The organism is Cohaesibacter intestini, from assembly GCF_003324485.1.
In the GTDB taxonomy this organism is placed as follows: domain Bacteria; phylum Pseudomonadota; class Alphaproteobacteria; order Rhizobiales; family Cohaesibacteraceae; genus Cohaesibacter; species Cohaesibacter intestini.
This window is the reverse complement of the sequence record NZ_QODK01000024.1, coordinates 1-1,628: the sequence shown is the minus strand read 5'-3', so window position 1 is coordinate 1,628 and position 1,628 is coordinate 1. Positions and strand designations below refer to the sequence as shown.

The window sequence follows — 1,628 nt, the reverse complement described above, 5'->3', positions numbered from 1 at the left end:
CCCGTCTTATGCATGAAGGTCGGGAATTTGGCTGGCGAATGTAGTGTAAATGGTTGATTTGTTGTAGGATTTGGTTGCTTACACCTATCCATTCCATCTCGCACACACAGCCACATTCGCCATGACCATTGATACCGTTTCCCGCTTTGAATTTCCAGCCGTTAATCGCAAGAAGATCACGTCCGCTTTCGATGGAGGGAGGATCTCTTCCGATGGTGGCGTCATGCTGCTTGCCGAGATTGAGCAACGCCTTGGTATAGCTGATCGGCTTGCTGCCCTGGTTCCCGATCGCCGAGATCCAACCCGTGTTACCCACCAGCTTGCCGATATGATCCGGGCCCGTCTGTTTGCAATCTGTTGCGGCTATGAGGATTGCAACGACTTTGATCGGCTGCGTTCGGACCCAGCCTTCAAGTTGGCCTGCGGATATCTGCCCGACAGTGATGTCGATCTCGCCTCCCAGCCAACCCTGTCACGCTTGGAGAATGCGCCGAAATTGCGCGACACAATCCGATTGACCTATGCCCTAGTTGACCAATGGTTGGATAGCTATCCCACTCCACCCCAGAGCGTCACGCTGGATATCGACGATACCTGTGATGTGGTTCATGGTCGCCAGCAATTGTCGCTGTTCAACGCCCACTATGACGAATATTGCTTCCTGCCGATCCATGTCTACGATGCCGACACAGGGCGTCCGGTTGCCATGGTGCTCAGGCCGGGAAAGACACCGGGCGGGGTCGAGGTTTGCGCTCATATCCGTCGTTTGTATCGCCGGATCCGGGCCAAATGGCCCAACACACATATCGTCATCCGTGGGGACGGGCATTATGCCAGACCGGAAGCCATGGATTTCTGCGAGAAAAACGGTATCCAGTATCTCTTCGGCCTGGCTGCAACACGTCCACTCCATACCAAGGTGCGCGACGTTGCCGATGCGGTTGCCACAACACGGGCCGAGGATGATATTGATATCCTGCGCGACTATACCGAACTGCGTCACAAGGCAGGACGTTGGAAATGTGAGCGCCGTGTCGTTGCTCGCATCCAGGCGACAAGGCTTGGTCTGGATAGCCGCTTCGTTGTCACCAACATGGAAAAGGTTGCCCCAAGCATCCTTTACGAGACGATCTATTGCGCCCGGGGGCAGGCTGAGAACCTGATCAAGGCTCACAAGGCCCATCTCGCCTCGGATAGAACCTCTTGCAGAAATGCTGTTGCCAATCAGGTCCGTCTTGTTCTGCACACCGCCGCATACTGGTTGATGCAGACCCTCAAGGAGATGATCCCATCGCCCTTGGAGATGGCCAAGGCCGAATTCTCAACCATACGGTTACGCCTTTTGAAAATCGCCGTTCGAGTTCAGGAATATGCAAGCCGTATCCGTCTTGCATATGCCGCAGGCTGTCCCGATGCCGACCTTTTTGCCAGCATTGCCAACAAACTCACGTCAAACAGACGGCTGGCACCGCCCTGAAGCCCAGGGCCGTAGGTGCCCTGATGAACCCGTAATTGTCACCTCCAACCCATTCCAAAAATAAAGGCATTCTTCGCGCACTTCATGCGCAACGATGAACTGCGGCCAAAATCACAGGCAGAAAATGGGGCAACCTCATGAATGAGATGGG

1 protein-coding gene is annotated in these 1,628 nt (G+C 54.7%); it reads left to right on the top strand.

Annotated elements, in window-relative coordinates; genetic code table 11:
* Nucleotides 1–121: 121 nt before the first annotated feature.
* Nucleotides 122–1,477 carry an IS1380 family transposase gene (locus DSD30_RS21430; protein WP_114011795.1) on the top strand — a complete coding sequence of 452 codons (1,356 nt, stop codon included), beginning with the start codon at nt 122–124 and terminating at the stop codon, nt 1,475–1,477.
* Nucleotides 1,478–1,628 lie beyond the last annotated feature (151 nt).